24 protein-coding genes and 1 other RNA gene are annotated in these 26,247 nt (G+C 67.7%); 15 read left to right on the top strand and 10 right to left on the bottom strand.

The features are described from left to right. The first annotated feature begins 8 nt into the window (after positions 1–8). The 4 genes from HWX08_RS17320 to lipA are packed head-to-tail and all read left to right on the top strand — an operon-like array spanning position 9 to position 4,139. The gene (locus HWX08_RS17320; protein ID WP_069256839.1) at positions 9–992 is read left to right on the top strand and encodes a thiamine pyrophosphate-dependent dehydrogenase E1 component subunit alpha; all 984 of its coding nucleotides are present in this window, start codon (positions 9–11) and stop codon (positions 990–992) included. 54 nt (positions 993–1,046) lie between these two features. Continuing rightward, the gene (locus HWX08_RS17325) at positions 1,047–2,051 is read left to right on the top strand and encodes an alpha-ketoacid dehydrogenase subunit beta (protein WP_174920542.1); all 1,005 of its coding nucleotides are present in this window, start codon (positions 1,047–1,049) and stop codon (positions 2,049–2,051) included. A 4-nt stretch (positions 2,052–2,055) separates the two neighbouring features. Continuing rightward, positions 2,056–3,171, top strand: a complete 1,116-nt coding sequence (locus tag HWX08_RS17330; protein ID WP_069256837.1) for an acetoin dehydrogenase dihydrolipoyllysine-residue acetyltransferase subunit — start codon at positions 2,056–2,058, stop codon at positions 3,169–3,171. A 2-nt stretch (positions 3,172–3,173) separates the two neighbouring features. Further along, the gene (lipA, locus tag HWX08_RS17335) at positions 3,174–4,139 is read left to right on the top strand and encodes a lipoyl synthase (protein WP_174920543.1); all 966 of its coding nucleotides are present in this window, start codon (positions 3,174–3,176) and stop codon (positions 4,137–4,139) included. An 11-nt stretch (positions 4,140–4,150) separates the two neighbouring features. Here lipA and HWX08_RS17340 read toward each other — a convergent pair whose 3' ends face one another. The 8 genes from HWX08_RS17340 to trxA form a co-directional block, all read right to left on the bottom strand. After that, complete coding sequence (locus HWX08_RS17340; RefSeq protein WP_174920544.1) at positions 4,151–5,506, bottom strand: MATE family efflux transporter; 1,356 nt, start codon at positions 5,504–5,506, stop codon at positions 4,151–4,153. Between the two features lie 2 nt (positions 5,507–5,508). Then, on the bottom strand, positions 5,509–7,266 hold the full coding sequence (locus tag HWX08_RS17345; protein WP_226241414.1) for an ArnT family glycosyltransferase: 1,758 nt from the start codon (positions 7,264–7,266) through the stop codon (positions 5,509–5,511). 218 nt (positions 7,267–7,484) lie between these two features. Next, positions 7,485–7,748 (bottom strand): type B 50S ribosomal protein L31, encoded by a 264-nt coding sequence (locus HWX08_RS17350; RefSeq protein ID WP_011884985.1) that lies wholly within the window; start codon positions 7,746–7,748, stop codon positions 7,485–7,487. Positions 7,749–7,905: 157 nt separating this feature from the next. Beyond that, positions 7,906–8,739: a M90 family metallopeptidase gene (locus HWX08_RS17355; RefSeq protein ID WP_069256833.1), complete on the bottom strand. Its 834-nt coding sequence runs from the start codon at positions 8,737–8,739 to the stop codon at positions 7,906–7,908. A 38-nt stretch (positions 8,740–8,777) separates the two neighbouring features. Continuing rightward, positions 8,778–10,334 carry an MFS transporter gene (locus tag HWX08_RS17360; protein WP_174920546.1) on the bottom strand — a complete coding sequence of 519 codons (1,557 nt, stop codon included), beginning with the start codon at positions 10,332–10,334 and terminating at the stop codon, positions 8,778–8,780. Then, a complete protein-coding gene (locus tag HWX08_RS17365) occupies positions 10,331–10,831 on the bottom strand; it encodes a MerR family transcriptional regulator (RefSeq protein WP_107314836.1) in 501 nt (166 codons plus the stop codon). The genes HWX08_RS17360 and HWX08_RS17365 overlap by 4 nt, the downstream gene beginning before the upstream one ends. 134 nt (positions 10,832–10,965) lie before the next feature. Continuing rightward, entirely contained in the window at positions 10,966–12,228 is a 1,263-nt protein-coding gene (gene rho / locus HWX08_RS17370) for a transcription termination factor Rho (protein ID WP_006478662.1), read from the bottom strand. A gap of 193 nt (positions 12,229–12,421) precedes the next feature. After that, the gene (gene trxA, locus HWX08_RS17375) at positions 12,422–12,748 is read right to left on the bottom strand and encodes a thioredoxin TrxA (protein WP_006402348.1); all 327 of its coding nucleotides are present in this window, start codon (positions 12,746–12,748) and stop codon (positions 12,422–12,424) included. A 405-nt stretch (positions 12,749–13,153) separates the two neighbouring features. Here trxA and ffs point away from each other — a divergent pair. From ffs to HWX08_RS17425, 10 genes are all read left to right on the top strand, one after another. Further along, an RNA gene (gene ffs, locus HWX08_RS17380) (signal recognition particle sRNA small type) lies at positions 13,154–13,252 on the top strand. Between the two features lie 127 nt (positions 13,253–13,379). Then, positions 13,380–15,761 carry a DNA polymerase III subunit gamma/tau gene (locus HWX08_RS17385; protein WP_175807029.1) on the top strand — a complete coding sequence of 794 codons (2,382 nt, stop codon included), beginning with the start codon at positions 13,380–13,382 and terminating at the stop codon, positions 15,759–15,761. A 92-nt stretch (positions 15,762–15,853) separates the two neighbouring features. Beyond that, positions 15,854–16,180, top strand: a complete 327-nt coding sequence (locus tag HWX08_RS17390; RefSeq protein ID WP_006482124.1) for a YbaB/EbfC family nucleoid-associated protein — start codon at positions 15,854–15,856, stop codon at positions 16,178–16,180. 31 nt (positions 16,181–16,211) lie between these two features. Beyond that, on the top strand, positions 16,212–16,808 hold the full coding sequence (gene recR / locus HWX08_RS17395) for a recombination mediator RecR (protein WP_034181272.1): 597 nt from the start codon (positions 16,212–16,214) through the stop codon (positions 16,806–16,808). A 48-nt stretch (positions 16,809–16,856) separates the two neighbouring features. Then, a complete protein-coding gene (locus HWX08_RS17400) occupies positions 16,857–18,062 on the top strand; it encodes a CaiB/BaiF CoA transferase family protein (protein WP_069256829.1) in 1,206 nt (401 codons plus the stop codon). A gap of 219 nt (positions 18,063–18,281) precedes the next feature. Next, a complete protein-coding gene (gene surE, locus HWX08_RS17405; RefSeq protein WP_069256828.1) occupies positions 18,282–19,043 on the top strand; it encodes a 5'/3'-nucleotidase SurE in 762 nt (253 codons plus the stop codon). Continuing rightward, positions 19,040–19,972 (top strand): protein-L-isoaspartate(D-aspartate) O-methyltransferase, encoded by a 933-nt coding sequence (locus HWX08_RS17410; protein ID WP_069256827.1) that lies wholly within the window; start codon positions 19,040–19,042, stop codon positions 19,970–19,972. Before surE ends, HWX08_RS17410 begins: the two co-directional genes overlap by 4 nt. Before the next feature lie 5 nt (positions 19,973–19,977). Further along, the gene (locus HWX08_RS17415) at positions 19,978–20,865 is read left to right on the top strand and encodes a peptidoglycan DD-metalloendopeptidase family protein (RefSeq protein WP_174922774.1); all 888 of its coding nucleotides are present in this window, start codon (positions 19,978–19,980) and stop codon (positions 20,863–20,865) included. A gap of 11 nt (positions 20,866–20,876) precedes the next feature. Further along, complete coding sequence (rpoS, locus tag HWX08_RS17420) at positions 20,877–21,965, top strand: RNA polymerase sigma factor RpoS (protein ID WP_069256825.1); 1,089 nt, start codon at positions 20,877–20,879, stop codon at positions 21,963–21,965. Positions 21,966–21,968: 3 nt separating this feature from the next. Further along, positions 21,969–22,745 carry a 3'-5' exonuclease gene (locus tag HWX08_RS17425; protein WP_069256824.1) on the top strand — a complete coding sequence of 259 codons (777 nt, stop codon included), beginning with the start codon at positions 21,969–21,971 and terminating at the stop codon, positions 22,743–22,745. A gap of 35 nt (positions 22,746–22,780) precedes the next feature. On the opposite strand, the gene HWX08_RS17430 is transcribed toward HWX08_RS17425, so the two are convergent. Continuing rightward, entirely contained in the window at positions 22,781–23,635 is an 855-nt protein-coding gene (locus tag HWX08_RS17430; RefSeq protein ID WP_174922773.1) for an endonuclease/exonuclease/phosphatase family protein, read from the bottom strand. A gap of 137 nt (positions 23,636–23,772) precedes the next feature. Between HWX08_RS17430 and rlmD the strand changes: the two genes are divergently transcribed. Then, on the top strand, positions 23,773–25,266 hold the full coding sequence (gene rlmD, locus HWX08_RS17435) for a 23S rRNA (uracil(1939)-C(5))-methyltransferase RlmD (RefSeq protein WP_404822518.1): 1,494 nt from the start codon (positions 23,773–23,775) through the stop codon (positions 25,264–25,266). Between the two features lie 63 nt (positions 25,267–25,329). On the opposite strand, the gene HWX08_RS17440 is transcribed toward rlmD, so the two are convergent. Then, positions 25,330–26,028, bottom strand: a complete 699-nt coding sequence (locus tag HWX08_RS17440) for a Bax inhibitor-1/YccA family protein (protein WP_006761414.1) — start codon at positions 26,026–26,028, stop codon at positions 25,330–25,332. Positions 26,029–26,247: the final 219 nt, after the last annotated feature.

Consider the following 26,247-nt stretch of genomic DNA (forward strand, 5'->3'; position numbering starts at 1 on the left):
AGACACACATGACAGCTTCGACACAGCTCGGCAGGGACAAGCTGCTGGACGCCTACCGGATGATGCGCACGATCCGCGAATTCGAGGAACGCCTGCACGTCGAATTCGCGACCGGCGAGATCCCCGGCTTCGTTCACCTGTACGCGGGCGAGGAGGCGTCGGCGGTCGGCACGATGCTGCACCTCGGCCTCGACGACTACGTCGCGACCACGCATCGCGGCCATGGCCATTGCATCGCGAAGGGCGTCGACGTGCACGGGATGATGGCCGAGATCTACGGCAAGAAGACGGGCGTCTGCCACGGCAAGGGCGGCTCGATGCACATTGCCGACCTGTCGATGGGGATGCTCGGCGCGAACGGGATCGTCGGTGCGGGCGGCCCGCTCGTGTGCGGCGCGGCGCTCGCGGCGAAGCACCGGAAGACGGGCGGCGTCGGCGTGTGCTTCTTCGGCGACGGCGCATCGAACCAGGGCGTGATCTTCGAATCGATGAACCTCGCGTCGGTGTGGCGGCTGCCCGCGATCTTCGTTGCCGAAAACAACGGCTACGCGGAAGCGACGTCGTCGAGCTGGTCGGTCGCGACCGACAACATCGCCGATCGCGCGAACGGCTTCGGGATGCCGGGCGTGATCGTCGACGGCTTCGACTTCTTCGCGGTGCACGAAGCGCTCGGCGAGGCCGTCGAGCGCGCGCGCAACGGCGGCGGCCCGACGCTCGTCGAGGTGAAGTTCACGCGCTACTTCGGCCACTTCGAAGGCGATGCGCAAACCTACCGCGCGCCCGGCGAGGTGCAGAAGCTGCGCGACGAGAAGGACTGCCTGAAGCATTTCGAAACGCGCGTCGTGCGCGCCGAAGTGCTGACGACCGACGATCTTCGCGCGGTCGATGCGCAGGTGAGTGCGCTGATCGACGACGCGGTCGCGCAGGCCAAGGCCGCGCCGGTACCCGATGCCGCCGACCTGCTGACCGACGTCTACGTGTCGTACCCGTGATCGCGGCCTGACACCGAGGCAGGCACGGCGAACCGAACAATTCAGGAGGCAGACATGGCAAGGAAAATCACTTATTCGCAGGCGATCAACGAGGCGCTCGCACAGGAAATGACGCGCGACGACAGCGTGATCGTGATGGGCGAGGACAACGCGGGCGGCGCGGGCGCGCCGGGCGAGGACGACGCGTGGGGCGGCGTGCTCGGCGTGACGAAGGGGCTGTTCCACAAGTTTCCGGGCCGCGTGCTCGATACGCCGTTGTCGGAGGGCGGCTACATCGGCGCGGCGGTCGGCGCGGCCGCGTGCGGAATGCGGCCCGTCGCGGAGCTGATGTTCATCGATTTCATGGGCGTGTGCTTCGACCAGATCTTCAACCAGGCCGCGAAGTTCCGCTACATGTTCGGCGGCAAGGCCGTGACGCCGGTCGTGATTCGCGCGATGTACGGCGCGGGCTTGCGCGCGGCCGCGCAGCACTCGCAGATGCTGACGTCGCTGTTCACGCACATTCCGGGGCTGAAGGTCGTGTGCCCGTCGACGCCGTACGACGCGAAGGGGCTGCTGATCCAGGCGATCCGCGACAACGATCCCGTGATCTTCCTCGAACACAAGCTGCTCTATACCCGCGAAGGCGAGGTACCGGAGGAGTCCTATGCGATTCCGTTCGGCGAAGCGAACGTGATGCGCGACGGCGACGACGCAACGATCGTCACGTACGGCCGCATGGTGCACCTCGCGATGGACGCGGCCGCGAAGCTCGCGAAGGACGGCATCCAGGTCGACGTGATCGACCTGCGCACCACGTCGCCGCTCGACGAGGAAACGATCCTCGAAAGCGCGGAGCGCACCGGGCGCGTGGTGGTCGTCGACGAAGCGAACCCGCGCTGCTCGATCGCGACCGACATCGCCGCGCTCGTCGCGCAGCGCGCGTTCCATTCGCTGAAGGCGCCGATCGAACTCGTGACCGCGCCGCATACGCCCGCGCCGTTCGCGAGCGTGCTGGAAGACCTGTATATCCCGTCCGCCGATGCGATTGCGCAGGCGGTCCTGAAGACGAGGAGCTGACACGATGTCGATTCACATGATCACGATGCCCAAGTGGGGGCTGTCGATGGAGCAGGGGCAGGTCAACGGCTGGCTGAAGGCGATCGGCGAGCGCGTGACGAAGGGCGACGAAGTGCTCGACGTCGAGACCGACAAGATCTCGTCGGGCGTCGAATGCGCGTTCGACGGCACGCTGCGCCGGCAGGTCGCGCAGGAAGGCGAGACGCTGCCGGTCGGCGCGCTGCTCGGCGTCGTTGCGGCCGCCGACGCGAGCGATGCCGACATCGATGCGGCGATCGCCGATTTTCAGCGCGACTTCGTGCCGAGCGCGGCGTCCGACGAAGCCGCGGGTCCGCAGCCCGAGAAGGCGCAGATCGGCGGCCGGACGGTGCGCTTCCTGAAGCTCGGCGAAGGCGCCGGTACGCCCGCGGTGCTGATCCACGGCTTCGGCGGCGATCTGAACAACTGGCTGTTCAATCACGCGGATCTTGCCGCGCACCGGCCGGTGTGGGCACTCGACCTGCCCGGGCACGGCGAATCGGGCAAGGCGCTCGACACGGGTAGCCTCGACGAACTGGCCGATGCGGTGCTCGCGCTGCTCGACGCGCAGCAGATCGACCGTGCGCACCTGATCGGCCATTCGATGGGCGGCGCGGTCGCGATGGCGGCGGCCGAGCGGGCGCCGCAGCGTGTCGCGTCGCTGACGCTGATCGCGAGCGCGGGGCTCGGCACCGAGATCAACCGTGCGTACATCGACGGCTTCGTCGCCGGCAACAGCCGCAACACGCTGAAGCCGCACCTCGGCGCGCTGTTCGCGGACAACGCGCTGGTCACGCGGCAGCTCGTCGAAGATCTGGTCAAGTACAAGCGGCTCGAAGGCGTGCAGGCCGCGCTGGCGAAGATCGCGGAGGCCGCGTTCGACGGCGCCGCCCAGCGGCGCGTGTTCCGCGACCGGCTCGCGTCGCTTGCGCCGCGCACGCTCGTGATCTGGGGCGAGCGCGACCAGGTGATCCCGGCCCACCACGCGCAGGGGTTGCCGGACGACGTGCGGGCCGAGGTGCTCGCCGGCAGCGGGCACATGGTGCAGATGGAGGCCGCCGCCGACGTGAACCGCCTGATCGCCGCGTTTCTCGGAGACTGACGATGGCCGCCGCGCTCGAACGACCCAGCCTCACCGCGCTCGGCCAGCCGGGCGCGCGCAGCCGCGACAAGCTCGCGCGCATCCCGGTGCGCGTCGAGCCGGCGGCCGGCGCGGCGTTGCCGAAGCCGCCGTGGCTGCGCGCGCGGCCGATGATGAGCGGGGCGGTCGCCGACATGGCGGCCGTGCTGCGCGAGCATCGGCTGCATTCCGTCTGCGAGGAGGCGATGTGCCCGAACATCGGCGAATGCTTCGCGCAGCGCACCGCGACCTTCATGATCATGGGCGGGCTGTGCACGCGGCGCTGCCCGTTCTGCGACGTCGCGCACGGCCGCCCCGAGCCGCTCGACCCCGGCGAGCCGGCGCGACTGGCGGCCGCGTCCGCCGCGCTCGGGCTGCGCTACGTCGTGATCGCGTCGGTCGACCGCGACGACCTGCGCGACGGTGGCGCCGCGCATTTCGCCGCGTGCATTGCGGCGGTGCGCGCGCGCGTGCCGGGCATCGGCGTCGAAGTGCTGACGCCGGACTTCCGTGGCCGCGTGCCGCGCGCGCTCGATGCGCTGTCGGCCGCGTGGCCCGACGTGTTCAACCACAACATCGAGACGGTGCCGTCGCTGTATCGGGCGGCGCGGCCGGGCGCCGACTATCGCGGCTCGCTCGAACTGCTCGCGCAGGCGAAAGCCATGCGGCCGGGGCTGGTGACGAAATCGGGGCTGATGCTCGGGCTCGGCGAGTGCGACGACGACGTGCGCGACACGCTGCGCGACCTGCGTGCGCACGACGTCGACGTGCTGACGCTCGGCCAGTATCTCGCGCCGTCCGCGCACCATCTGCCGGTGCGGCGCTACGTGAGCCCGGACGCATTCGCCGCATGGCGCGACGACGCGCTATCGCTCGGTTTCAGGGAAGTGGTTGCCGGCCCGCTCGTGCGGTCGTCGTATCACGCGGCCGACGTACTGGAGGAGACGTAACGGGCCGCGCGTCAGGCGGATGCGGCCGCCTGCGCGCGACTGACGCGCTGCAGGTACAGCACGAGCCCGGCGCCCGCGAGCATCAGGCTGACCGTGTTCGCGAACCAGAAGCCGCGCGCGCCGGTCAGCCACGCGGGCGCGATGCCGCCCACGTCGAAACCGAGCGCGTAGCCGCCGCTGAGCCCGACGCCCCACAGCGCGACCGCATAGATCACGGACGGCACGACCGCGACCTTGTACGCGCGAAGCACGAACGCCGACGTAACCTGCAGCGCATCGAAGACGTGGTAGCACGCGACGATCGCGACGAGCGGCATCGCGGCCGCGGCGACGGCCGGGTTCGGCGTATAGCCGCCGATGATCAGCGGGCGCAGCACGAACACGAGCAGGCCGTAGGTCGCGGCGATGCCGCACGCGAAGATCACGCTGTGCCGGCCGAGCAGCCGGGCTTCTTCGAGCCGGCCGGCGCCGAGCGCGCGTGCGACGAGCGTCGACGCCGCCACGCCGATCGACAGCGGCGTCATGTACAGCACCGCGCCGATGTTGCCGGCGATCTGGTGGCCGGCGAGCGTCGTCGTGCCGAATTGCGCGATGAACAGCGCCATGCACGTGTACGACGTGACTTCGATCAGGTACGACAGGCCCATCGGTACACCGAGTTTCAGGATCGCCTTCTGACGCGCCCAGACCGGCCAGCAGAAGCGCGAGAAGATCGCGAGCGGCGCGAACACGTCGAGCTTCGCGAGCAGCGTGTAGCCGATCAGTGCGAGCGCCCAGTTGATCAGCGTGCTCGCGAGCCCGCAGCCGGGACCGCCGAGGGCCGGCACGCCGAACCCGCCGAAGATGAACCACACGTTGAGCGGAAACTTGAGCAGCAGCGCGCCGATCTGGAGGATCATCGCGAGCCGCGGCTTGCCGGCCGCGTTGGTCAGCGCGTTGTAGATGCGAAAGACGAGGCTGGCGGGCAGCCCGTAAGACAGGATGCGCAGGTACTCGACGGTGCGGTCGTGCAGCGCGGCGGGTGTGTGCGCGAGGTGCAGCAGCGGTTCGGGAAAATGCAGCAGGAGAAAGCCGGGCACCGCGAGCAGGAGCGCGAGCCACAGCGCCTGGCGTACTTCCTCGCCGATCTCGGCGTAGCGCCGCGCGCCGTACAGTTGCCCGGTGATCGGCTGCAGCGCGGACAGGATGCCCGTCAGGCCGATATAGATCGACACGTAGATCGACGAGCCGAGCCCGAGTGCGGCGAGATCGACGGCCGAGTAGCGGCCGACCATCGCGGTGTCGATCACGCCGAACGCAATGATCGCGAGCTGGCCGACGAGCACCGGCCACGCGAGACCGACGATCCGGCGGATGTCGCCGAACATCGTCAGCCGGCCGGCTGACGGCGAGCCGGGCGCCGCTTGACGGGCGTCTTCGGCCGTTCGATGCGCTCGTACAGGCGGAAGCGTTCGTCGCGGTCGGCGACGCGGCGGCCTTCCCACACGAGACGCCACACGTATTGCGACATCGAGCTCGGCTCGCCGAAGTCCGAGCGGTCCTGGCGCAGAATCACGTCGCAGTCGCCGGAGAAATCGAAGCGCATGTTGCCGAAATAGGCGAAGGTCGCGATCTGCGCGTCGCCGAGCCGCGCGGGCGAGATGCACTCATAGTCGGACGGAAGGTGCACGGCGATCTGCTGCGCGACGTCGCGATAGGTGCGGCCGTAGTTGACGATCGGCAGCCACAGCGTCATCAGCAGTACCCACATCAGCGTGGTGCCCGCGCCCGACAGCACGACGCTGCGCCACAGCACCTTCGGCTGCCGCGAGATGCGCCAGCGCACGAGGAAGCACCAGCACACGGTGGCGATCACCGCGCAGATGAACGACAGGATCTTGAAGTGCGGCTCGTAGCCGGGCACGAGCCGCGCGAGGTTGCGCGCGAGCGGATGCGGGAAGCCCGTGATCGACGCGAGCCACACGAGCCACACGAAGGTGCCGAGAATCGTGAAGCTCAGCACCGCGAACCAGTCGATCGCGTTGATCGCGCCGCGCTTGAGGGTCGGCAGCGCGAACGTCGCGAGCACCGCGAGCGGCGGCAGCAGCAGCATGTACATGCGGTTCGACTGCTGGCTCTGCAGGATCACGAGCGCGACGAGCGGCACGGCGACCGACAGCGGAATCGCGACGTGTGCACGGCGGCGCAAGCCGGCCCAGCTCCACCACGCCCAGATCGCGAGCGGCCACGCGGGCCACGTGAACAACGGCAGGTTCTTCGCCGCATAGCCGAGCACCGCGGTCGGCGGCCCCGAAAAGCGCATCAGGCTGCCGTGGATCCACTGGTTGAAGAACCAGGCGGCGTCGTCGGGCGCGGCGACGAACGCGGCCAGCGGCCACAGCGCGAAGATCGCGGCCGCGAGCGGCACGCCGACGAGCGGCAGGCGCAGGTTGCGCATCTCGGGCGTGACGAGCCACAGGACGGCCGTACCGGCGAGCAGGGCGACGACCAGCACCGGGTTGCCGGACAGGGCGACGAGGCCGATCGCGGCGCCCCACCACAGCGCGCCCTGCATCGGCTTGTCGATGCCGCGCACGATCCCGTAGACGAGCATCGCGATCCACGCGAACTGCGCGAGCTGCGGCGTCGTTTCGTGCCCGCGCTCCGCGAGGCCGAAGCAGGCGACGAGGACCAGCAGCGCGCCGTCGGCGAGCGTGCGGCCGTAGTCGCGCGGCTCGGGCTCGCCGCCGAACGCGTATTTGAACGGCTGGACCTCGGCGCGCCGGCCGAGCAGGTAGGCTGCGTACCAGACGAACGCGCACGCGACGCAGAACAGCACGCCGGTGTCGACGCGCGACGCGTTGCTTGCGTCTACCCACGGGCCGAGCCCGCGGATCGACAGTGCGCCGAGCCAGTAGCCGAGCGGCCCGTCGGTCGTGATGAACTTGCCGACCAGGTTCGGCAGCAGCCAGTCGTGCCAGCCGCCCTTGGCCATCGTCCACATCACGCCGAAGCCCGCCGCGTCCTCGTTCTTCCACGGGTCGCGGCCGAACAGGCCGAACGCCGCGTAGACGAAGCAGAGCGTGAGCAGCAGCCAGCGCGGCAGCGCGCGCGTGGCGGAGGCGGTGAGACGGACGACAGGCTTCATGCAGATGAGCGATTTGTTATGGGCGGGTGGCCGGCGCGGTGGCGCGCGGTCGGGCCGGATTCGAGCATCCGGCATTGTAGACGCGCCCGCTGTTGCACGTCAGGTGGATGCCCGGGCGCCGGCGGGCGCGTGCCGGGCGAGCAGAGACAAAAAAGGGCAGCCTGGGCTGCCCTTTCGTGCGGTACCGGTCGATGCAACCACCGGATACGGTGCGAAGCTTACTTCGCGACCTTGCCGCTGGCGCGTGCGCCGAACTTGTTCTTGAACTTCTCGACACGGCCTGCCGTGTCCATGATCTTTTGCTGACCCGTGTAGAACGAGTGCGATTCCGACGACACTTCGATCTTGGCGAGCGGGTAGGTCTTGCCTTCGTGGTCGATGGTTTCACGCGTCTGGATCGTCGAGCGCGTGATGAACTTGAAGCCGTTCGACATGTCTTGGAAGACGACTTCGCGGTAGTCCGGGTGAATGCCAGGTTTCATGATGTTCCTTGGTGAGAGCGGTAGCCAACCCGCCGCTTGCCGTGCCGTGCCGCGCAGATTTGCGCGATTCGGCCGACGTCAAGCCCGGCGCGAGCCACTTGCCTAAGGTCGAAAAACGGCGATTATGCCAGAAAATCAGACGGTTGACGAATAATTTTCACGGTGCGCCGAGCGCGCCGGTGCCGGCCGGATCCTGCCGGTAGTAGCGCGCCAGCAGCCGGTACAGTTCCGGAAATTCGGACTCGAACGCCTTCGGCCGGACGAACAGCGCTTCGCTGCACACCGCGAAGAACTCCGAAGGATGGTCGGCCGCATAGGGATCGATCAGCGAATCCCGCTCGAAGCGCGCCCACGCGCGGTCCGGCACCGCGTCGACGCGCGCGCAGAACTGGTCGTACGCGTGCTCGAACACGTCGGCCCACGCCTGCGCATCGAGGTGCGGCGCGTGCCAGCGACGAAAAAGGGGCGGATAGCCGTCGGCTGCGCCGTTGACCATGTCGATCTTGTGCGCGAACTCGTGGATCACGACGTTGTACGCGTCGCGGCCGTCGGTCATCTGCGCGTCTTCCCAGGACAGGATCACCGGGCCGCCTTCCCAGGCTTCGCCGCTCGCATCCTGCTCGACTTCGTGGACGACGCCGTCTTCGTCCTGCACTGTCTTGCGGATCACGAATTCGCCCGGATACACGACGACGCCGACCCAGCCGTCGTACAGCGACAGGTCGAGATTCAGCACGGGCAGGCAGGCCTGCGCGGCGATCGCGACGACCATCGCGTCGGTCAGCTCGAGCCCGTGCGCGGTCGAGAACGATTTCTTCGCGACGAACAGGCTCGTCAGTTCGCGCAGCCGGCCGAGCGCGTCGGGCGACAGCGTGGCGAGGAACGGCAGGCGCTCGACGGTGTCCTGCCACAACGCGTCGGGGATCGGATGGCTGCGCAGCGCGCGGTCGCGGCGGCGGTCGTCGAACCAGCGGGTCAGTTTCGAGAGCATGAAGGCGGTCCGCGGAAATCCAAAGCCTGTCTTTTAACTCAATCGATCTCTTTTTGCCATGCCGCGAAGAGACCGCCGACGAGCGCCACACCCGCCAGGAAGTAAAAGCCGTCGAGCGACGCGAGGAACGACGCCTGTTGCGCGACCATGCGCGCGATCGACGCGAGCGCGAGGCCGTGCGCGTCGTTCAGCGCGTGGCCGGCGGTAACATAGCTGTGCGTCAGCGCATCGACGGTCTGCTGGAACAGCGGGTCGAACACGTTCGCGCGCTCGACGAGCCGCGTCTGATGAACGGCCACGCGGTGCTGCTCGACGATGATCACCGACGACGTCGCGAACGAGATCGTCAGTTGCCGCACGATGTTCTTCAGCCGGTAGCCGTGCGTATATTCGTCGATCGCGAAGATCCGGAACGTCAGGTTGGCCACCGGCAGCACGATGAAGAGCAGCAGCAGCCCGCGCAGCAGCAGCGGGACGATCAGCGCGGCCTCGCCGACCTGCGGCGTCATGCGCGTCATCCACAGCGCGGCCGTGACGGCGATCGCGAACCCCGGCACGACGAACCATTTCTTGTGCGTGACGAATTTCGCGTAGCGCAGGTACGCGAACAGCGCGGTGGCCGAAATCAGCGACATCGTGCCCACCAGCCGCCCGGCGTTCTCGACCGGATAGCCGAGCCCGCCTTCGAGAAACCGCGAGGTCAGGTAACTGAAGCCCGTCGACTCGTAGTAATAGAACATGTAGAGCAGCAGCCCGATCTGGAACGTCCGCTCGCGCAACGCGTGCAGGCGCACGAGCGGCGTCGGGTGGTTCCACTGGTGATACGCGAACCACGCGAGCGCGCCGATCCCCGCGATCGTCAGCACGATCAGCATCGGCGAGCCGCTGTACAACTGGTAATGCACCTGCTGCAGCACGATCTGCAGCGCGCCTTGCGCGAGCGCGAACACCACATACGGCCAGAAGTGGCCGGAACCGCGCGCGTCGTCGGGTGCGCGGCCCGAATCGGGCAGCGTGAGCAGCGCGAGGATCGCGAACGCGATGCCGGCCGGCGCCGTGCACGCGAACAGTGCGCGCCACGTCGCATGCGCGACGAGCAGGCCGCCGACGATCGGCGCGAGCGCGCTGCCGAGCAGGATCATGATCAGGAACGCGCGCGTCGCGGGCGGCCGTTCCTGCGGCTTGAAGCTGATCTGGATCAGGATCCGGCATGCGCCCATCATCGGCCCGATGAAGTAGCCCTGGAAGCCGCGCGCGAACGCGAGTTCGAGCGACGTGTCGGCCAGCGCGGCCGCGATCGCGCCGAACGAGAACATCAGCATGCAGCCGGCGACGTAGCGACGATGGCCGAGCCGGTCGACCCACCATTGCTGCTGCAGGATGCCGAGCACGGCCGTGACCGCATACGCGCTCGACGACCACACGAGCTCGTCGGGCGACGCGTTGACGCCGCCCGCGATGTAGCTCGCGAAGAACGAGAAGACCGCGTTGTCGAAGTAGTCGATGCCGGTCACGAGCGCGAGCGCCCACGGGAACAGGTCCGCGCGCAGGTTCGCGCGGCTCCACAGCGGCGGGCGACCGGGCAGCGCGTTCATTCGCGCGCCTTGCGTGCGCGCCGCGTGCCGGTTTCGGCCTGCCGCTGCGCGATCAGCGTCTCGGCGTTTTCGCCGGCAAGACGCCGCTCGACGTAGTCGATGTCGTGCTGCAGTTCCTTGCGCAGCGCGACGGCTTCCTTCAACTCGCGCTGGACGGCCGCGATCCGCCGATCGAGCGTGTCGATCTGCTCGGCAAGGCCGGTGCGGATGTCGCGCAGCGACGCGTCCGAATAGCGGCGCCGGCCGTCGCCCGTTTCTTCGAGCGGGCGCTTCAGCATCTCGGTGATGCCGTGCAGCGAGAAACCGAGCGCGCGCAGCCGCAGGATGCGCGCGAAGCGTTCGAGGTCTGCTTCGTCGTACAGGCGGTAGCGGCCTTCGCTGCGCGATGGCGTGACGAGCCCGCGCTCTTCGTAATACTTCAGCGTGCGCGGCGTGACGCCGAGCCGCGACGCGGCATCGCTCACGGTCAGCAACGGGGTGGGGGCGTCGTTCGGCATCGGGCGGCGTGGGAGTCGGTAGCGGCGATGTGGCGATTATAGATCAACCTGTACGTTCACGTTCAGGTTGGCGCGAAAAAACGGCCGCCGGGCAGAATGCGCGGGCGGCCGTTTTCGGGTGCGGGCGGAGGCGATCAGCCGCCGCGGCGCATCAGGTCGAAGAACTCGGAGTTGCTCTTCGTCTGACGGATCTTGTCGAGCAGGAATTCCATGGCCTCGACTTCGTCCATGTCGTGGATGAACTTGCGCAGCACCCAGATCTTCTGAAGGATCTCGGGCTTGATCAGCATTTCCTCGCGACGCGTGCCCGACTTGTTCAGGTTGATCGACGGGTACACGCGCTTTTCCGCGAGACGGCGCTCGAGGTGCACTTCCATGTTGCCGGTGCCCTTGAACTCTTCGTAGATCACGTCGTCCATGCGGCTGCCGGTTTCGATCAGCGCGGTGCCGATGATCGTCAGCGAACCGCCTTCCTCGATGTTGCGCGCCGCGCCGAAGAAGCGCTTCGGACGCTGCAGTGCGTTCGCGTCGACACCGCCCGTCAGCACCTTGCCCGATGCCGGGATCACGGTGTTGTAGGCGCGTGCGAGACGCGTGATCGAGTCGAGCAGGATCACGACGTCGTGCTTCATTTCGACGAGGCGCTTGGCCTTCTCGATCACCATTTCGGCGACCTGGACGTGGCGCGTGGCCGGCTCGTCGAACGTCGACGCGATCACTTCGCCGGCGACCGAGCGCTGCATTTCGGTCACTTCTTCAGGGCGCTCGTCGATCAGCAGCACGAACAGGATCACGTCCGGGTGGTTCTGCTTGATCGCGTGCGCGATGTGCTGGAGCATCACGGTCTTGCCCGACTTCGGCGACGCGACGAGCAGGCCGCGCTGGCCCTTGCCGATCGGCGCGATCATGTCGATGATGCGGCCCGTGACGTTTTCCTCGCCGCGCATTTCGCGTTCGAGCGACAGCGGCTTGTTCGGGTGCAGCGGCGTGAGGTTCTCGAACATGATCTTGTGTTTCGAGGCCTCGGGCGGCTGCCCGTTGACTTTGTCGACCTTCACCAGCGCGAAGTAGCGCTCGCCGTCCTTCGGCGTGCGGACTTCACCTTCGATGGTGTCGCCGGTGTGCAGGTTGAAGCGGCGGATCTGCGACGGGCTGATGTAGATGTCGTCGGTGCTCGCGAGGTACGACATTTCCGGCGAGCGCAGGAAGCCGAAGCCGTCCGGCAGCACTTCGAGCGTGCCGTCACCGAAGATCGTCTCTCCCGTCTTGGCGCGCTTTTTAAGAATGGCAAACATCAACTCCTGCTTGCGCAGGCGGTTCGCGTTTTCGATCTCCAGGCCGTTGGCCATTTCGATCAGTTCGGAGACGTGCAGAGACTTGAGCTCGGATAAATGCATACGGAGAACCCGCCAGGGAGGAGACGACGAAAGAAATAAAGGGAGGAGGGCGAGCGGAAGCGCTCAGAGACTTAAATGCGTCTTGTCGACGTTTTTTAATTCTAGCATAGGCCGATTCGCGCTTGAGCGAGCGATCGGCGGGTTGACGGCGGACGTGTTGCCGGCTGACAACACGTCCGCGGAACTGCCGGTATTACAGGTGGCTGTCCAGGAATGCGGTGAGCTGCGACTTCGACAGCGCGCCGACCTTCTGCGCAGCGGCCGCGCCGTTCTTGAACAGGATCAGCGTCGGGATCCCGCGCACGCCGAACTTCGCGGGCGTCGCCTGGTTGTCGTCGACGTTGATCTTCGCGATCTGCAGCTTGTCGCCGTAATCCTTCGCGACTTCGTCGAGGATCGGGGCGATCATCTTGCACGGGCCGCACCATTCGGCCCAGAAATCGACGAGCACGGGCTTGTCGGACTTGACGACGTCCTGTTCGAACGATGCGTCGCTGATGTGTTTGATCTGTTCGCTCATTGGGTCAATACCTCTTACGGTTCGGGGACTGCCTGCTTGCGCGTTGCGGCGTACCGGCCGCCGTGGGCGGCCGGCCGCTGCGGCAGGTCACTCCCGTCTCCGGAAAGGAAGGGTGTAAGCGCTGCATGCCGCGGCTCGCGGGTCGTTCGGGCGTCATATTAGCCTAAATTGCTATCTGCTGCGGGCGGCGATAGTAGCCGCTACGCGAGTAGGGGTACGACGCGACGTTCGACCATCGTATCCGGCAGGTGGAGGCCGGCTCGCGAATTACAAGGGGGAGCCGTGCGCGCGGCCCGATTCGCAGGCGCTTCGTGCGACCGGTTGCGCGCCGGTTTGCCCGCTCGCATGCGCATTGATGCGAACAAACGGTCGCATTCGTCCGGAAGCGGTGATAGAATATGCCGTGACGGGCCTCCTCGCATGGTGGGGCGGTGAACCTGGTCAGGTCGGGAACGAAGCAGCCACAATCGTTTTCCGCCAGTGCCGAGGGTTGGGCTCGTCACCTTCCTTCTCGCCCCGTTCGTTGGGCGTTTTTTATTTCTGCACCACACTCCGTTTGGCCTGCGCGTCGCCTGTCTTGCGCACCGTTTCGCGTGTCGGCGCGGCGCAGCGTTACTGATACAATTTCCCGATGACCTATCAAGTTCTCGCACGCAAGTGGCGTCCGAAGGATTTCGCTTCGCTCGTCGGCCAGGAGCACGTCGTCAGGGCGCTCACGCACGCGCTCGACGGCGGGCGTCTCCATCACGCCTATCTGTTTACCGGAACCCGCGGTGTCGGCAAGACGACGCTGTCGCGGATCTTCGCCAAGGCTCTCAACTGTGAAACCGGCGTCACGTCGCAACCGTGCGGCGTGTGTCGCGCGTGTCGCGAGATCGACGAAGGGCGTTTCGTCGATTACGTCGAAATGGATGCCGCGAGCAACCGAGGCGTCGACGAAATGGCCGCGCTGCTCGAGCGCGCGGTGTACGCGCCCGTCGATGCGCGCTTCAAGGTCTACATGATCGACGAAGTGCACATGCTGACGAATCACGCGTTCAACGCGATGCTGAAGACGCTCGAAGAGCCGCCGCCGCACGTCAAGTTCATCCTCGCGACGACCGATCCGCAGAAAATTCCCGTCACCGTGCTGTCGCGCTGCCTGCAGTTCAACCTGAAGCAGATGCCGGCCGGGCACATCGTGTCGCATCTCGAGCAGATTCTCGGCGAAGAGCAGGTCACGTTCGAACCGCAGGCGCTGCGTCTGCTCGCGCGTGCCGCGCAGGGCAGCATGCGCGACGCGCTGTCGCTCACCGACCAGGCGATCGCCTACTCGGCGAACGAGGTGACCGAGGCGGCGGTGTCGGGCATGCTCGGCGCGCTCGACCAGACTTACATGGTGCGTCTGCTCGACGCGCTCGCCGCCGGCAGCGGCCCGGAAATCCTCGCGATTGCCGACGAGATGTCGCTGCGCAGCCTGTCGTTCTCGACCGCGCTTCAGGATCTCGCGAGCCTGCTGCACCGGATCGCGTGGGCGCAGTTCGCGCCGGGCTCGGTGCTCGACGAATGGCCCGAAGCGGCCGACCTGCGCCGTTTTGCGGAGACGCTGAGCCCCGAGCAGGTGCAGTTGTTCTATCAGATCGCGACGGTCGGGCGCGCCGAACTCGGCCTGGCGCCGGACGAGTACGCCGGCTTCACGATGACGCTGTTGCGGATGCTCGCGTTCGAGCCGGCGGTTGCCGCCGGCGGGGCGCCGGGCGGCCAGCCTTCGGTGCCGCGTGCGGTGCCGGCTCCGCGCGTGGCCGCATCGGCCGCCGCGGCGAAGCCGGCAGCGGCCGCGCCTGCCGAAGCCGTGCGGCCGCAGGTTGCCGCTGCGGCTGCGCCAGCCGCTCCGGTCGCACCAGCCGCATCCGCGGCGCCGGTTGCGCGTAAAGCGCCGGTGCAGTCCAGCGACGTACCCGACCAGTCAGCCGTGAAGCCGGTTGCCGTCCAGGCATCCGCGCCGGCGCCGGTCGTCGAGACACCGCAGCCTACGCAGCCTACGGAAGCCTCTGCACCGCAAGCAGCGCCTGCCGGCGATCAGCCGGCCCCCGCGCACAAGGAACCTGAGCCGCCTGTTGCCGTTGCGCAGCGAGGCGACGAGCCGGCTGCGCCGGCCGACCCGGTGCCGCGCGCTGCGCCGGCCGAGCCCGCTGCACGTCCGGCCGCGCGTTCCGGCGGTGCCGCCGCCGCGCTCGACGTGCTGCGCAATGCGGGGATGCGCGTGTCGTCCGACCGCGGGCGCGCGGGCGCCGCCGCGAAATCGGCCGCGTCGCCGGCGGCCGAGAAGCCGGCCGCCCCGCGTCCCGCCGCCGTCCAGGTGCCGACGCCGCGCGCGGCGTCCCGTGCGCCGCAGGCAGCCGATTCGCGCCAGGCCCCGCCGCCGTGGGAGGACATCCCGCCGGACGAGTACGTGCCGCTCAGCGCCGACGAGATGTTCGGCGGCCCGGCCGACGACGGTTTCGTGCCGGTATTCGACAGCGGCCCCGACGACGTGCGCGTGACGCCGAAGCCGGCGGAAACCCGTCCGTCCGCACCGCTCGACACGCGTCCGTTGCCGCCCGCGATCGCACTCGATCCGGTCGGCTTCGACGGCGAATGGCCGGCGCTGGCCGCGCGACTGCCTCTCAAGGGCGTCGCGTATCAGCTCGCGTTCAACAGCGAACTGACGGCCGTCGATGCGACGACGTTGAAACTGTCCGTGCCGGTGCCGCAATACGCGGACGCCGCGCAGGTGGCGAAGCTGAAGGCCGCGCTGGCCGATGCGCTCGGCAAGTCGGTCGAGGTGAGCGTCGAAATCGGGCCGGCCCGGCGCACGGCGGCGGCGCTCGATGCGGCCGCCCGCGCGGCGCGCCAGCGCGAGGCCGAGCAGGAGATTCACGGCGATCCGTTCGTCCAGCAGCTCGTGCGCGACTTCGGTGCGCGCATCGTCGACGGGTCCGTGCGCCCGCTCGCCGATGCAGCGCCGGACGGCCCGCCGCCGACGCTGCATTGAACTGAGCGCCCCGCGGCAGGCACAATCACGCCCACACATTGGCCGGCACGCGCCGCGTGCCGGTTTTTACACGATCAAGAAGGAGTATTCCCATGTTGAAAGGCAACCTCGCCGGACTGATGAAGCAAGCGCAGCAAATGCAGGAAAACATGAAGAAGATGCAGGAGCAGCTTGCGCTGATCGAAGTCGAAGGGCAGTCGGGCGCCGGTCTCGTCAAGGTGACGATGACCTGCCGCAACGAAGTGCGCCGCGTGTCGATCGATCCGAGCCTGCTTGCGGACGACAAGGACATGCTCGAGGATCTCGTCGCCGCTGCGTTCAACGACGCGGTGCGCAAGGCCGAGGCGACCTCGCAGGAAAAGATGAGCGGCATGACGTCGGGCCTGCCGCTGCCCCCGGGCTTCAAGCTGCCGTTCTGAGCGCCGCGTCCGTGCCACTGCTTGCCGTCGTATGAAACAGCCGTCCGCCCTGTCCGCGCTCGTCGAAGCGCTGCGCGTGCTGCCCGGCGTCGGGCCAAAATCCGCCCAGCGCATGGCGGTCCACCTGATGCAGCACGATCGGGAGGGCGCGGAGCGGCTCGGCCGCTCGCTGCTGTTCGCGACCGAGCACCTGCAGCACTGCGAGAAGTGCAACACGTTCACCGAAGCGCAGATCTGCGAGGTCTGCAGCGACGAGGAGCGTGATCCGACGCTGCTGTGCGTCGTCGAGACGCCTGCCGACCAGATCATGCTCGAGCAGACGATGACGTACCGCGGGCTGTATTTCGTGCTGATGGGGCGCCTGAGCCCGCTCGACGGAATCGGCCCGAAGGAGATCCATTTCGACCGCCTCGTGCGGCGCGCGTCCGACGGTATCGTCAAGGAAGTCGTGCTCGCGACCAACTTCACGAACGAGGGCGAAGCCACCGCGCACTACCTCGGCCAGACGCTGAAGGCGCGCGGGCTCGCGGTCACGCGCCTCGCGCGCGGCGTGCCGGTGGGCGGCGAGCTCGAATACGTCGATGCGGGCACCATCGCCCGCGCGATGCTCGACCGTCGCACGATGTAAGCCGGGCGCCGCCGACCGGCGGCGCCGTTCCTCATGCCAGGGAGACACATGAGCACCAGCCAGGGCCCGCTCGCGGGCGTCAAAGTGCTCGAATTCGGAACGCTGATCGCGGGGCCGTTCGCGTCGCGGCTGTTCGCCGAATTCGGCGCGGAAGTGATCAAGATCGAGGATCCGAACGGCGGCGACCCGCTGCGCAAGTGGCGCAAGCTCTATCCGGAGCAGGGCGGCACGTCGCTGTGGTGGTCCGTCCAGGCGCGCAACAAGAAATCGGTCACGCTCAACCTGAAGGCCGACGCCGGCAAGGCGATCGCGCGGCAACTCGCGCGCGAGGCCGACATCGTGATCGAGAACTTCCGCCCGGGCTTGCTCGAAAAGCTCGGGCTCGGCTACGACGTGCTGTCGGCCGAGAATCCGGGCCTCGTGATGGTGCGCCTGTCCGGCTACGGGCAGACGGGCCCGTACCGCGACCGCCCCGGCTTCGGCGCGATCGCCGAATCGATGGGCGGGCTGCGGCACATCACCGGCTATCCCGACCTGCCGCCGCCGCGTATCGGCATCTCGATCGGCGATTCGATCGCCGCGCTGCACGGTGTGATCGGCGCACTGATGGCGCTCCATCACCGCAAGGTCAACGGCGGCGCGGGGCAGGTGGTCGACGTCGCGCTGTACGAAGCCGTCTTCAACATGATGGAAAGCGTGGTGCCCGAATACGGCGTGTACGGGATGGTGCGCGAGCGCACCGGCGCGTCGCTGCCGGGCATCGTGCCGTCGAATACGTATGCGTGCCGCGACGGCAGCATCGTGATCGGCGGCAACAGCGATCCGATCTTCAAGCGGCTGATGAAGGCGATCGAGCGCGACGACCTCGCGGACGATCCCGCGCTCGCGCAAAACGACGGGCGCGTGCCGCGCACGCAGGAGATCGACGCCGCGATTGCCGCGTGGCTCGCGCCGCGCACGATCGACGAAGCGCTCGTCGTGCTCAACGCGGCCGACGTGCCGGCCGGGCGCATCTACAGCGCCGCCGACATGTTCACCGATCCGCAGTTCGTCGCGCGGCAGATGATCCAGCGCTTCAAACTGGCCGACGGCACCGACATTCCGCTGCCGAACATCACGCCGAAGCTGTCGGACACGCCGGGCGAAACGCGCTGGCTCGGCCCCGAGCTCGGCGAGCACACGGACGAGGTGCTGCGCGGCCTCGGCTACGACGCGCAGGCGATCGCCGCATTGCGCGAGTCGGGCGCGATCTGAGCGTCCGCCGGGCCTGTCGCTTCGCGACAGGTTCGCCGCCGGGCGCATTCCGCGACGGGCTCCGTTGGCGGTAGAAAACCCGGGCCGCCCCGGTGTTTTCCCGGGCGCGCGCAACGCCGCGCGATACGGCGGGACAGCACCTGCGGGCGGTCGCAACGGTCCGTCCGCCGTCGCCGGACTGTCGCTCTCGCGCCATCTTTCCTCGGTTACAATCGCCGGATGCGAATCCTACTCAGCAACGACGACGGCTATCTCGCCCCCGGTCTCGCCGCGCTCAGCGACGCGCTGCAGCCGCTGGCCGAGCTCACGGTGATCGCGCCCGAGCAGAACTGCAGCGGCGCGTCGAATTCCCTCACGTTGTCGCGGCCGCTGTCGGTGCAGCGCGCGGCGAGTACGGGTTTCTTCTATGTGAACGGCACGCCGACCGATTCGGTGCACGTCGCGTTGACGGGCATGGTCGACGCCCGTCCGGACCTCGTCGTCTCCGGAATCAACAACGGCCAGAACATGGGCGAAGACACGCTCTATTCGGGGACAGTTGCGGCCGCCACCGAAGGCATCATGTTCGGCGTGCCGGCCATCGCGTTCTCGCTGGCCGACAAGGGCTGGGCCCATCTGGCCGACGCCGCGCGCGTCGCCGCGGAAATCGTCGAGCACTACCTCGCGCATCCGCTGTCGGGCCAGCCGCTGCTGAACGTCAATATTCCGAACCTGCCGTACGGCGAACTGAAAGGCTGGAAGGTCACGCGCCTCGGCAAGCGTCATCCGTCGCAGCCGGTGATTCGCCAAACCGACCCGCGCGGCGAACCGATCTACTGGATTGGCGCGGCGGGCGACGCGCTGGACGCGAGCGAAGGCACCGATTTCCACGCGGTGGCAAACGGTTTCGTGTCGATCACGCCGCTGCAGCTCGACCTCACGCATACGCAGATGCTGCCCGCGACGCGCGAATGGGCGCGCGCCGGAGGGCGGGCTTCATGAGCGGCGAGCGCGCGAAGCGGTTCCCGCTCGCGCTCGAAGATCTCAAGCGAGCGCCACGCAAGTCGGAAGGCCGGACCGGCGAACGCCATGCGGCGGTCGCGGTGTCGAAGGCCGCCGACAAGCCCGCGGCCGCGCCGAAACCGGTTGTCGTGAAGCCTGCCGCGCCGCGAACGGCGCTGCCCGGCTCCGCCGCCGCGAAGCCCGCGACCGCACCGAAGCCGACCGCGCTGAAGCCTGCGATGCCGAAGCCGGCCGCGCCCAGCGTTGTGCCGGCCGGTGCGTTCGCGCTCACGTCGGAACGTGTGCGCGAACGGATGGTCGAACGGCTGCGCGCGAACGGTGTGACCGACGCGCGCGTGCTGGAGGCGATGGCCGCGGTGCCGCGTCACCTGTTCGTGGATCCGGGGCTCGCGACGCAGGCCTACGAGGATTCCGCGTTGCCGATCGGCCATCAGCAAACCATTTCCAAGCCGTCGGTCGTCGCGCGCATGATCGAGCTCGCGATGGCCGGCCGCACGCTCGAGCGTGTCCTCGAAATCGGCACGGGCTGCGGCTATCAGGCCGCCGTGCTGAGCCACGTGGCACGCGACGTGTATTCGATTGAACGCATCAAGCCGCTCTACGAGCGCGCGAAGCTGAACCTGCGGCCGCTGCGCGTGCCGAACATCCGTCTGCACTACGGCGACGGGCGTGTCGGCCTGCCGTCCGCAGCCCCGTTCGACGCGATCGTGATCGCGGCGGCGGGGCTCGACGTGCCGCAGGCGCTGCTCGAGCAGCTCGCGATCGGCGGGCGGCTCGTCGCGCCGGTCGGCGCGCAGAGCGGGCAGCACCAGGTGCTCACGCTCGTCGAGCGCGTCGCGCACGCGCAATGGCGGGAGTCACGGCTTGATCGCGTTTTCTTTGTCCCTTTAAAATCCGGAGTAATTTGAAACCGATGAGTATGTTGCGCGCGATGCAAAACAACCGTTCCAGGGAACCGCTCACGCTCGCCCAGCGCGCGATCTGCGTAGCCGCGTTCTCCACGCTACTGGCCGCCTGTGCGACGCGGCTCGACAACGCGCCCGTCGTCGATCGCTCCGGTTCGCTCGGCACGACCGGCACCGCGCAGCCCGCGGCGCCGCTGCCGCCGGCGCCGCCCGGTTACTACCGGGTGAAGCCGGGCGACACGCTGTACCGGATCGCACTCGAAAACGGGCAGAACTATCGCGACATCGCCGCGTGGAACAACCTGGCGAACCCGAATCAGATCGAAGTCGACCAGCTGCTGCGCGTTTCGCCGCAGGCCGGTGCCTCCGTGGCGGGCACGCAGGTCGCCGCGCCGATCGCGGGCGCCGCCGTTGCGACCGCGCCGCTCAGCAGCGGCCCGGCGACGCCCGCCGCCGGTACGTCGTCGTCGGTCGCGACGCCGCCTGCCGCGGCAGCCGCATCGAGCGACACGGCCGCCGCGCCGAGCGGCCCCGTGACGTTTGCGTGGCCCGCGCGCGGCCCCGTGCTGAACGGCTTCGACGACGCGAAGAACAAGGGCGTCAATATCGGCGGCACCGCCGGCGAAACCGTGAAGGCGGCTGCCGACGGCCGCGTCGTCTATTCCGGTAACGGGCTGCGCGGCTACGGCAACCTCATTATCATCAAGCACGATGCAACTTACCTCACGGCATATGCACACAATCGCGCTTTGATGGTAAAAGAGGGGGACGCGGTAACGAAGGGGCAGAAGATCGCCGAGATGGGGAACAGCGATTCCGACCGCGTGATGCTGCATTTCGAGGTTCGCCGGCAGGGTAAACCTGTCGATCCGCTGAAGTATTTGCCGCCTCAATAACCGAGACGACCATGCCGAAATCGAAGCGCCACGAGCCGCAAGCCGAGTCTGAGAAGATCAGTCGCGCCACGCAAGCATCGGTGGGGCGTGCGGGTGCTTCGACGGACGATGACGAAGACGTCGCGGACAACGAGCGCGACCTCGAGGCTCGCGACGCCGACTCGGAAGGCGGCGACGACGAGCGCGACGGCCGTGCGGAGGTGGCGCCCGACGTCGACGATTTTCGCACGCTGCTGCAGGCCGAACTCACGGCCGACACGATCCAGCATTACCTGAACCGCATCAGCGTGAAGCCGCTGCTCACCGTCGAGGAAGAGCAGCGCTATTCGCGTCTGGCCAAGGCCGGCGAATTCGAGGCGCGGCAGGTGATGATCGAGCGTAACCTGCGTCTCGTCGTCAGCATCGCGAAGGGGTATCTGAACCGCGGCGTGCCGCTGCTCGACCTGATCGAAGAAGGCAACCTCGGCCTGATGCACGCGATCGAGAAATTCGACCCGACGCGCGGCTTCCGTTTCTCGACCTACGCGACGTGGTGGATCCGGCAGAGCATCGAGCGGGCGATCATGAATCAGGCCCGCACGGTGCGCCTGCCCGTGCACGTGATCCGCGAGCTGAACCAGGTGCTGCGCGCGAAGCGTCACCTCGAAAAGAATTCGATGTCGACGGGCGAAGCGGCCGAGCGCCGCGAAGCCAGCATCGACGACATCGCCTACCTCACCGGCAAGACCGCCGAGGAAGTCACCGACATCCTCGCGCTCAACGAGCACACGGCATCGCTCGACGCGCCGCTCGACCTCGATCCCGCGAGCAGCCTGCTCGACCTGCTGCCCGACGACCAGAGCCAGTCGCCCGACGCCGAGGTGCAGCACCGCGAGCTCGAGACGCTCACGCGCGCGTGGCTGTCGCGGCTGTCCGACAAGCATCGGCACGTGATCGAGCGCCGCTTCGGCCTGAACCACATCGAACCGGCGACGCTCGAGGAGCTGGCCGACGAGATGGGGCTCACGCGCGAGCGCGTGCGCCAGATCCAGCAGGAAGCGCTGGTGCGCCTCAAGCGGTTCTTTGCCTCCAACGGCGTGCGCAAGGACGCCGTTCTGTAACTGATGACTCCGATTCTCGTTTTTGACATCGAGACGATTCCCGATGTCGACGGCATTCGCCGTCTGGAAGACCTGCCCGCGACGCTCGACGATGCCGCGGTGGCCGAACATGCGTTTGCCGCCCGCCGCGAGAAGACCGGCAGCGATTTCCTGCCGCACCATCTGCAGCGCATCGCGGCGATCTCGTGTGTGTTCCGCGACAACAACGGTTTTCGCGTGCGCTCGCTCGGCACGCCGCAGGACAACGAAGCGACGCTGATCCAGTCGTTCTACCGCGTGATCGAGAAATACACGCCGCAGCTCGTGTCGTGGAACGGCGGCGGCTTCGATCTGCCGGTGCTCCATTACCGTGCGCTCGTGCACGGCATTCCCGCGACCCGCTACTGGGATCTCGGCGAGGACGACCGCGAGTTCAAGTGGAACAACTACATCTCGCGTTACCACTCGCGGCATACCGACCTGATGGACGTGCTCGCGATGTATCAGGCGCGTGCGAACGCGCCGCTCGACGCGCTCGCGAAGATGTGCGGCTTTCCGGGCAAGCTCGGGATGGACGGCAGCCAGGTGTGGCCGGCGTTCCAGGAAGGGCGGATCGATGAAATCCGCAACTATTGCGAAACCGACGTCGTCAATACGTACCTGCTGTATTGCCGCTTCCAGCTGATGCGCGGCGGCCTGACGCCGAGCGAGTATGCGGACGAGATCCTGCTCGTGAAGAACGCGCTCGCGCAGGAGCCGGCGTCCCACTGGGCCGAGTACCTGGCCGGCTTCGCCGCGTAACGCGGGCAGGCTGTGCGCGGCGGCCTGCGGCCCGCTCATGCGAGTTCGAGCAGCACCGGCTGGTGATCCGACGCGCGCACGTCGCTGTCGATCTCGCAGCGCATGACGCGCGGCAGCAGCGTTTCGGTCACGAACACGAAGTCGCATGCGAGCGGCCCCTCCGACCATTGCACCGTATCGTAGACACCCGCCGTCGGCGGTGGTGTGCGGCCGGGGTGCCGTGCAATCCATGCGTCGACGAAGCGTGGCGCATCGGCGATCGGTTCCAGAAATCGGCAATACGCATCGCTGTCGAATGCGCTGTTGAAATCGCCGCAGACGATCGCATCGCGCGGCTGGCCGGTCGCGCTGAACGGCCCCTCGGCGGTTTCGGCGGGCGCCGGTCGTGCCGCATGCGCGCAGGCCTCGCGATGCCTCTCGCGCAGCGCATCCACCTGCGCGAGCCGCTGGCGCGCTGAATAATATTCCAGATGGGTGGTAACGACGCGCAGCGGCCCGAACGGCGCCTGCAGCTCGACGTTCAGCGCGACGCGCGGCATCGACGGCGCGCCGGCGTCGGCCGGCCACGGCAACAACTGGCGCAGCACGCGCCCGGTCGGCAGCCGGGTTGCGATCGCGTTGCCGAACTGGCGGCGCGGTGCGCCGGTTTCGATCGGTGGCAGGTCTGCGCCGATCGCTTCGAAGATCGTGTAGCCTGGCAGCAGCGCCGCGAGTTCGGCGAACTGGTCGGCGCCGGGCCGGCCGGGCAGTGCGCCGAAGCCGCGCGTGACTTCCTGCAGGCACAGCACGTCGAAGTCGCCGAGCCGGCGGATCGCCGCAACGGTGCGCGCAAGGTCGACGCTGCCGTCCGCGTCCCGACCCCATTGGATGTTCCAGTCGATCAGTCGCATGGTCGAATCTCCTGTTGCGCGGGTTTCGAGCGCATTTCGTGCCGGCGGCCGTTGCGCGGGCCGCCCGTCGGCCTCGCCGGCCGTGGGTGCTGCCCGGGCCGCCTGCGGGGCCGTCCCGGGGCCGCGCCGAGTCGTCCATGCGCGGGCATCGACGCTTGCCTCAAGCAAAGCGCGCGACGCGGGCCTGCGTCGTCTACAATCTCGCCTTCTTCAACGTTTGTCAGGAAAAGCTGGTGTCCGAAGCCGTCCCCACTTCTGCGCGCAAATCTAGAAATGCGCCCGTCGCGCCCGGGCCCGCCCCGGTTCTCGAGATCGAATCGCTCGACATGGAAGCGCGCGGTGTCGGCCGCACGATTACCGAGAGCGGCGAGCCGGGCAAGGTCATCTTCGTCGAGGGTGCGCTGCCGGGCGAACGCGTGACCTATTCGAGCTTCCGCCGCAAGCCGAGCTACGAGCAGGCGACGGTTGTCGACATTCTGCGCCCGAGCGTGATGCGCACGAAGCCGAAATGCGCGTTCTTCGGCACCTGCGGCGGCTGCTCGATGCAGCATCTCGACATGCGCGCGCAGGTGGCGGTCAAGCAGCGCGTGCTCGAGGACAACCTGTGGCACCTGGCGAAGCTGCGTGCGGAAACGATGTTCGCGCCGATCCACGGCCCGTCGTGGGGCTATCGCTATCGCGCACGCCTGACCGTGCGCAACGTCGCGAAGAAGGGCGGCGTGCTTGTCGGGTTCCACGAGAAGAAGAGCAGCTACGTCGCCGACATGACGAGTTGCGAAGTGCTGCCGCCGCACGTGTCGGCGATGCTGGTGCCGCTGCGCCGGCTGGTCGAGGGGCTGTCGATTCGCGACCGGATGCCGCAGATCGAGCTGGCGGTCGGTTCGGAAGTCACGGCGCTCGTGCTGCGCGTGCTGGAGCCGATCAACGCGGACGACGAAGCATTGCTGCGCGCGTTCGCGGACGAGCACAACGTGCAGTTCTGGCTGCAGCCGAAGGGCCCGGATACGGTGACGCCGTTCTATCCGCTCGACGTGTCGCTCGACTACACGCTGCCGGAATTCGGTATCCGCATGCCGTTCAAGCCGACCGACTTCACGCAGGTCAACCATCAGATCAACCGTGTGCTGGTGGGCCGCGCGCTGCGCCTGCTCGCGCCGTCGCGCGACGACCGCGTGCTCGACCTGTTCTGCGGGATCGGCAACTTCACGCTGCCGCTCGCGCGGCTGTCGCGCGAAGTGATGGGCATCGAGGGCAGCGACACGCTGACGACGCGCGCGCTGGCGAACGCGCGCGAGAACGGCGTCGACGGCCACACGACGTTCGCGTGCCGCAACCTGTTCGAAGTGACGGGCGACGACATCCGCGCGCTCGGCGCCTTCGACAAGTTTCTGATTGACCCGCCGCGCGAAGGCGCGCTCGCGGTGTCGAAGGCGCTGGCCGAGATTGCGCAGAGCGGTCAAGGCCCGCTGCCGAAGCGCATCGTCTACGTGTCGTGCAACCCGTCGACGCTGGCGCGCGACGCGGGTCTGCTCGTGCACGAGGCCGGTTACCGCCTGAAGGGCGCCGGTGTCGTGAACATGTTCCCGAATACGTCGCACGTCGAATCGATCGCGCTGTTCGAGCGCGACTGAGCCGGGTCGCGGACGTAAAAAAACCGGCCCGCGGGCCGGTTTTTTCGTCGTGCAGCGCGAGCGTCAGTTCCGGTTGCCGCCGAAGATGCCGAGCAGCGCGAGCAGGTTCGTGAACACGTTGTACAGGTCGAGGTAGATCGCAAGCGTCGCCGAGATGTAGTTGGTTTCGCCGCCATTCACGACGCGCTGGACGTCGAACAGCATGTACGCGGAGAAGATCGCGATCGCGAGCACCGACACGGTGAGCATCAGCGCCGGGAGCTGCAGGAAGATATTCGCGACCGATGCGAGCAGGATCACGATCACGCCCATGAACAGCCACTTGCCGAGGCCCGAGAAATCGCGCTTGCTGACGGTGGCGATCGTCGCCATCGCAGCGAAGATGATGCCGGTGCCGCCGAACGCGAGCATGATCAGCGACGGGCCGTTCGAGAAGCCGAGGATGAAGCTCAGCAGCCGCGACAGCATCAGGCCCATGAAGAACGTGAAGCCGAGCAGCACGAACACGCCGGCCGCGCTGTTTTTCGTCCGCTCGATCGCGAACATGAAGCCGAACGCGATCGCGAAGAACGCGAGCAGGCTCATCATCGGGCTCGTGGCCGCGAACAGCGAGAAGCCCGTCGCGACGCCGACCCAGGCGCCCAGCACGGTCGGCACCATCGACAGCGCGAGCAGCCAGTACGTGTTTCGCAGCACGCGGTTGCGAACCTCGGCGGTGCTGACGGAACCGCCGCGGCCGAAATTGTACGGATAGTCGTTCATGGTTTCTCCTAACATTGAACGCATGGGCGTTCGGGGCCGGTTCGGCGCGCGCGGTGTGCGGCGCAGCAAACCGGAGCAGCTATGGCTAAGATACGTTCCGTCCCGGGAGGTTTCAATGGCCGGGCGGCACAAAACACAGGGATTCCGAACCTTTCGCGTGTGTAAGGGTTCAATCGCAATGATACACGGGATCGTGCTACAATAGCGGATTCATTTGAA

Source organism: Burkholderia metallica (assembly GCF_902832845.1).
GTDB lineage: Bacteria > Pseudomonadota > Gammaproteobacteria > Burkholderiales > Burkholderiaceae > Burkholderia > Burkholderia metallica.